The sequence below is a fragment of the Paenibacillus tarimensis genome (assembly GCF_021532315.1).
GTDB classification, from domain to species: Bacteria; Bacillota; Bacilli; order Paenibacillales; family Paenibacillaceae; genus Paenibacillus_I; species Paenibacillus_I tarimensis.
This window is the reverse complement of record NZ_JAKGAO010000047.1, coordinates 1-7,101: the sequence shown is the minus strand read 5'-3', so window position 1 is coordinate 7,101 and position 7,101 is coordinate 1. Positions and strand designations below refer to the sequence as shown.

Annotated in this window: 2 protein-coding genes; both read right to left on the bottom strand. The window is 60.0% G+C overall.

Annotation, left to right across the window (positions count from 1 at the left end):
* The coding region (locus L1N82_RS22980) for a non-ribosomal peptide synthetase (RefSeq protein ID WP_235289799.1) at positions 1-5,123 on the bottom strand (5,123 nt) is incomplete at its 3' end.
* 17 nt (positions 5,124-5,140) lie between these two features.
* Positions 5,141-7,101 (bottom strand): condensation domain-containing protein (locus tag L1N82_RS22975; RefSeq protein WP_235289798.1); only part of this gene is annotated, 1,961 nt, incomplete at its 5' end.

Below are 7,101 nucleotides of genomic sequence, written 5' to 3'. Positions count from 1 at the left end.
AGCATCGCGCCCTTCGGCTTGCCCGTCGTGCCCGAGGTGTAGATGATGTACGCCAGATCGGACGGCTCATTGATGGGCTCAGGATCAGCGGCCTCCGCCGGAGCTGCCTCAAGCCCTGCTGCCCATACAGGCTCCAGCTCGTCCAGCCTTAGCAGCTGGCCCGTGAATGACTCCGGCACTTGACCAGTGCCATCGGTCAGCAGCCAGGCCGCACCGCTGTCCTCCAGCATATACCGCACCCTCTCCCGCGGATACGCAGGATCAACCGGCAGGTAAGCCCCGCCTGCCTTCAGCACGGCCAGCAGTGCTGCCACCATTGACACCGAGCGGTCCGCCATAACAGCCGCGATGGTTCCCCGGCCCGCGCCGCCCGCGCGTAAGCGGTGAGCAAGAGCGTTCGCCCGGCTGTTCAGCTCCCGGTAGGTCAGCCGCCGGCCTTCATGCACGAGCGCAGTCCGGTCCGCCCAGAGCGCCGCCTGCTCCTCGAAGATCTGATGAATTGTCTTGCTGCGGGGGTATTCCGCCGCTGTCCGGTTCCAGCCATACAGCAGATTATGTTCTTCCGCCTCTGACAGCACAGTAATATCCTGCAGCAGCATGTCCGGATTGTCTGCTACCTGCTCGAGAACCCGTGTGTAGTACCCTGCCAGCCGCTCAGCCGTTTCCTGCCGGAACAGCCGGGTGCTGTACTCCAGATTGAATCCGATGGTACCATCCTGCTCATACTCCACCGCACTCAATGTCAGATCGAACTTGGCCATCCTGTATTCAAGCGGGTACGGCTGGAAGGTTAGACCATAGTCGCGGCTTTCCGCCTCTTCGGCATTCTGCATGACAAACATCGTCTCAAAGACGGGATTGCGGCTCATGTCGCGCTCCACCCGTAGACGGGAGGCCAGCTCCTCGAACGGGTAATCCTGATGCTCGAAGGCCGCGAGCATATGATCCTTCATCTTTCCGGCGAATGACCGGAAGCTCTGACCGGCCGCCGGTCTGCTCCGCAGAGCCAGCGTATTGACGAACATGCCGAACACCTGCGCAAGCTCCGCCTGCGGCCGCCCTGCTGTCGGCACGCCAGTAATAATATCATCCTGGCCCGAGCATTTGCCCAGCAGCACATGATAGGCGGACAGCAGCAGAGTGAAGAGCGTAGACTGCTGATCAGCCGCCAGCTTATTGATGCGGGCAGCCAGCTCAGGCTCCAGCCTGAATGATAGCGTAGCCCCTTCGAAGCTCTTGACAGCCGGACGCGGATAGTCCGCCGGAAGCTGCAGCTGCGGCAGCTCGCCATCCAGCACAGACAGCCAGTACTTCTCCTGTTCAGCAAGCCGCTCACGCTGCTTCGGCTCCTGCTGCCATACCGCATAGTCTTTGTACTGAATAGCCAGCGGCTCAAGGGCTTCGCCGTTATAGAGGCGGTTAAACTCATCCACCAGGATATTCATGGACACGCCGTCCGAGATGATATGGTGAAAATCCGCCAGCAGGATATAGCGGTCCTCTGCGCATTGAATCCAGCCGGCCCGCATGAGCGGTGCTTCACTGAGGTCAAATGGCTGGATGAAGCTCTTCACAAGCTCCCTCACCTTATCCTGTTCCTCGCTGCTGCCGAGGCCCGCTGGAAGTGCGACCAGCTTCATCTCCAGCTCAGCGGACTCATGAATGCGCTGGACCGGCTCCTTATTCACCATATGGAATGAGGTGCGGAGCGCCTCATGCCGTTCGGTCAGCTGCCGGAATACCCGCTTCACCCGCTGCGTATCCAGCTTGCCCGTTACCTCGACAACAGCCGGCATGTTATATCCGGTCTGTCCCGGATTCATCTGCTGGAGCAGATACATTCTGCGCTGGGCGTAAGACAGCGGATAATGGGGCTGCTTCGGCGCCTGCGGGATGCGGGTGTACGCTTCTCCCTGCCCTGCGGCCTGGTCGATATAATCCGCCTGCATATGCAGCAGCGGACGGGCGAACACCTCCCGCAGCGGCAGCTCCGCGCCGAGCTCCTTGTGAACGCGAGACACCAGCGTCATCGCCTTCAGCGAGTGGCCTCCCGCCTCGAAGAACGACAGCTCCCGGCCCGCTTCAGCCGTACCCAGCACCTCCTGCCAGATCGCTGCCAGCTTCCGCTCCGTCTCCGTGCGCGGCGGGCCTCCCGCCATGCCGCCCCCCTGGCCCAGCTCCGGCCTCGGCAGCGCCTTGCGGTCGATCTTGCCGTTTGGCGACAGCGGCAGCTCCGCCAGCACCTGCACCGATGCCGGCACCATATACTCCGGCAGATGCCGCGCCAGGTAAGCCTTCAGCTCCGCCGGCTCCGGCGCCGCTTCACCTGCGGCTGTCACATACGCCGCCAGCTGCTTCACGCCCCCGGCATCCTCCACATCCAGCACGACCGCTTCCTTCACCCGGCCATGCTCGGCCAGCCGGGCCTCAATCTCGCCCAGCTCGATCCGGAAGCCCCGGATCTTCACCTGATAATCCTTCCGGCCATAGAACTCGATGTTGCCGTCCGGCAGCCACCGTCCGAGGTCTCCCGTCCGGTACATCCGCACGCCTTCCTCCTCCCGGAACGGGTCTTCCAGGAATACCTCCGCTGTCCGCTTCGGGTCACGCAGATACCCCCGTCCCACCCCGATGCCCGAGACGCAGATTTCGCCGATTGTGCCCACCGGGCACAGCCTCAGCTGGTCGTCCACGATATACATCCGCATGTTGCGGATCGGCCTGCCGATCGGCACCGGCTCGCTCTCCGGCGGCTTATCCATCACATACTGGCTGATGTCATCCGCCGCCTCGGCCGGACCGTAGGCGTTCACCATCCGGATGTCCGGGCACAGCCCGAACCACCGCCGCACCATCGCCGGCTTCACCGTCTCCCCGGTGATCATCAGATACTTCAGGTCCGGCAGCCGGATGCCGGTCTCCTCCATGTGATCCATCATGACGCTAAGGTACGAAGGCACGACCTCCAGAATAGCTGTCTTGTCCTCGATCATCCGCTCCATTAACCGTGCCGGCTCCAGGACCAGCTCATTCGGGTAGATCGCCGTTACACCGCCTGCGGTCAGGGCGGCGACGAACTGCCAGACCGAGATATCGAAGCAGTGGCTGGCGTTCTGCGCCAGCACCGTCCCTTCCTTAATGTCCAGCTCCTCGGTCTCCGCCAGGATATGATTGAGCATGCCCGCATGCTCAATCATCGTGCCCTTCGGCGTTCCGGTTGAACCGGAGGTGTAGATGACATACGCCAGCTGGCTTGGCTTGACCGGCAGCCCGATATTGTCAGCCGGTTCCTGTGCGATCGTACCCGCCAGCCTGTCGAGCAGAATAAGCTTGCGGCTGCGCCCAGAGGAACTCTCCGGTGCACGGTCTGTTGAACTGCCGGCTGCGTACTCCTCCCATGCACTTACGGATTCAGAATTACCGATAATGAATCGGACCCCCGACTCGTGAATAATGGTCTGCTGACGGGCAGCCGGGTAGCCGGGATCAACCGGGACATAGGCTCCGCCGGCTTTCCAGACTGCCAGAATCGCGGCCAGCATGTCCGGCGAACGGTCCATCAGAATAGCGACCAGCTCTTCCCGGGCCGTACCCTGTGCCAGCAGGTACCTGGCCAGCTGATTCACCCGCGCATTCAGCGCTCCGTAGCTGATCCGCTCGTTCCCGAACAGGACGGCTGTCCTCCCCGGCTCACGTGCTACCTGCGCCTCGAACAGCTCATGCACTGTCTTCTGCGGCACCTCCGCGTCTGTCGCGTTGAACGCTGCAGCCAGCCGCTTCTTCTCCTCCTCCGTTAACAGTTCAATATCGGAGATTCTGATATCCGGGTCAGCTGCCGCCTGTACCGCGATGTGCTCCACGTGTGCTGCCAGCTGTTCAATGAAGGCCGGATCATAGATTTCCGCGTTGAAGCTGAACTGGAAGGTAAGACCCTCGCCCGGCGCAACAGTAATATCAAAATCGTAGTTTGTCTGCTCGTACGCATGAAAGCCGCAAATCTGGAAATCCGAACCGGTTTCCTCTGCTGTATCTTCTAGCTCCTGCTGCACAGGATAGTTCTCGAAGACAAGAATGTGGTCGAGCAGATGCTGCTTCAGCAGTGTCTTGTTCTGAATTTCGTACAGCGGCACGAAGCTGTAGGCTTCTGCCTCGAGCGACGCTTCCTGAACCCGGCGGACAAGGGACGCGAAGCTTCCCCCATCCGCTGTGACCCGGACCGGCACCGTGTTAATAAACAGCCCCACCATGTCCTCAATGCCCGGAATGCCAGACGGTCTGCCCGAGACGACCGCGCCGAACACGGCATCCTCCGTACGGTTGTACTTCTGAAGCAGAATGCCCCAGATACACTGGACTACCGTGCTCATCGTGGCCTGGCTGGTGACCGCCAGCCGCTGCAGCGCCGCTGTAGTCTCCTCCGGCAGGCTGCGGCTGACGGTCTGCTGGCGGTAAGCGCCTGTGCGTTCCGCCTGCCCTACCTTCGGTATGGATGCGGTCTGCTCGTAGCCGGCAAGGGTGCGCTCCCAGTAGCCGAGTGCCTCCTCCCTGTCCTGCTCGCCAAGCCAGGCAATGTAGCTGCTGTATGGCGCTGTTTTGCCCCGCGGTACCGGAAGGCCCTGCTGCTTCAGCTGATAATACTCCATGAAATGCTTCATAACGATGCTGACGCACCAGCCGTCCATAACGATATGGTGATGGCTCCACAACCAGCGGTAGGACGCCTCTCCCAGCCTGATAACGGCCAGCCGCATCAGCGGGTCGCGGACAAGGTCGAAGCCTTTTGCCATATCCGCCGCCTTGAATTCCTCCAGCTTCTCCTTCTGCTTATCCGGCCCGAACGCTCTCCAGTCCTCGTAATGAACCTTGATCGGCCGCTCCTTCAGCACAACCTGCCGGGGCTGCTTGACCTTGTCTGTCACAAACAGCGTGCGGAATACATCATGACGCGCAATCACCGCATTCATGCTCTCTTCCACCAGCTGAACGTCAACCCGGCCGGCTATGTCGAATTCGATTTGTTCAAAATAGGCCGTTGATTCGCTATCCAGCATGGCATGAAACAAGATGCCCTCCTGCATTGGCGACAACGCGTAAATGTCCTGAATCTCCGGCTTTTTGCCCATATCCAAACCACCTAACATTAGAGTGAACTGATGATGTCCTCGATGTCCCCGAGCTCTTCAAGCGACATGTCCTTATCCGTATAATCAGATGCCGTCCGCTGCGAGCCGTCTCTTGATACACAGTGCTCCATCACACGGAGCAGCTGCTCCCTGTACAGGTCCATCAGCTGGCGAATGGCTGATTCCGTAAATTCTGCCGGATGGTAGTTAAATGACAGGGCCAGCTTGCCGCCGCTTACCATACCGTTAATATCAAGCGCAAAGGTCCGCTCCATATCCGGGCTGAGCGAATGCCCCATGGATAAGGGTGACACAGACAGGCCGCGGCCCTGAACATCCTGATCGAACTGGCCCAAATAATTGAAGCTGATTTCCGGCCGTGCGCGCTCCCGTCCATCAGGCAGAACTTCCGCTTGCGACAGGTAGGCCAGAATGCCGTATCCGATTCCCTTGTTCGGAATTCGTCTCAGGTCGTCCTTTACCCGCTTAATAACGTAGGACAGCTGCTCATCCCCGGACAACGATGCCGGCGCCTGCGTGTCGATCACCACCGGATACATCGTCGTAAACCAGCCCACTGTGCGGTTGATATCCATGCCCTGCAAAATCTGCTCGCGTCCGTGACCTTCCAGGTTAATCTTAATCCGCTCCATGCTGTTCCACTGCCTGAAGGCCAGGCCAAGCGCTGTGAGCAGCACATCGTTAATTTCCGTATTGTACGCCCGGTGCACGCGCTTCAGCAGCATGTCCGTCTCGCTTTCCGACAGCTCCATGAAGGCGGTCTCCGCTTCCTTCCTCCTGCCTCTGGCTTTCCCGGCATCCCCGTCAACGAGCGGCGCAATCTCCGCCTGTTCAATTTGCAGCCAGTACTCCCGTTCCTTGAGCGCCTTGCGGCTGCCTGCGTACAGCAGCAGCTGCTCCGCATAATCCTTGTAGGAGTGGGTCTTCGGCTGGAAAACGATCTCCTCGCCCCTGGCTGCCTGTCCGAAGCCCTGCTGAAGGTCCTCCAGCAGAATTCGCCAGGACACGCCATCGACGACCAGATGGTGAAGGACCATCAGCAGATGATCGCCGTCCGCTGTCTTGAACCAGCCGAGCTTCAGCAGCGGCCCCTCCTGCAGATTCAGGCTCACTTGAAGCCGGCCTGCAAGCTCTTCAATCTCGTCCTCCGGATTAATCCGGTCGCGCAGATCATACGCATGCAGCTCATACAGCGGCTCCTCGCCGCCGCGGTTGACCTGCTTCACCCCGCATATTCCGGTGCCGTCCAGCCTGTAAACCATCCGCAGGGCGTCATGGTGCAGAACCAGCTGCCGGAATACGCGGCGGATTGCCCCTTCATCGAATCCATCCGGGTTATGAAGCATCACGGACTGGTTATAATGATGGGCATCTGTAAACTCCTGCTCGAAGAACCAACGCTGAACCGGTGCCAGCGGTACCTCTCCTTCCACGATTCCCTGGTCAATCTGCTTCACCTGCACGGTCACCCATTCGCTTAAGCCCGATATGGTAGGGCAGCGGAACAAATCCTTCATTTCCATACTGTAGCCATAGGTATGAAGCCTCGCTGAAACCTGAATCGCCTTGATGGAATCCCCGCCCAGCTCGAAGAAGTCATCATTGATTCCGACACGGGCAGCACCCAGCACATCCTGCCAGATCGCTGTGAGCGCCTCTTCCACCGGGTTCCGCGGCGGCGCATACGCTGTGTCAGCCTGCATATGCTGCTGCGGCTCCGGCAGCGCCTTTCGGTCCACCTTCCCGTTGGCAGTGAGCGGGATCGCATCCAGGCGTACAAAGTAAGACGGCACCATATACTCTGGCACTACCGACTTCATGTAGCTCCGCAGCTCTGAACCTCCCGGAGCCTTGTCCGCTTCTTCACGCCTCCCGGTGTAATAGGCGCACAGGTATGCTTGCCCGTCTCCGTTATCGCGGGCGAGAACAACCGCCTCCTGTACGGCTTCATGCCGCA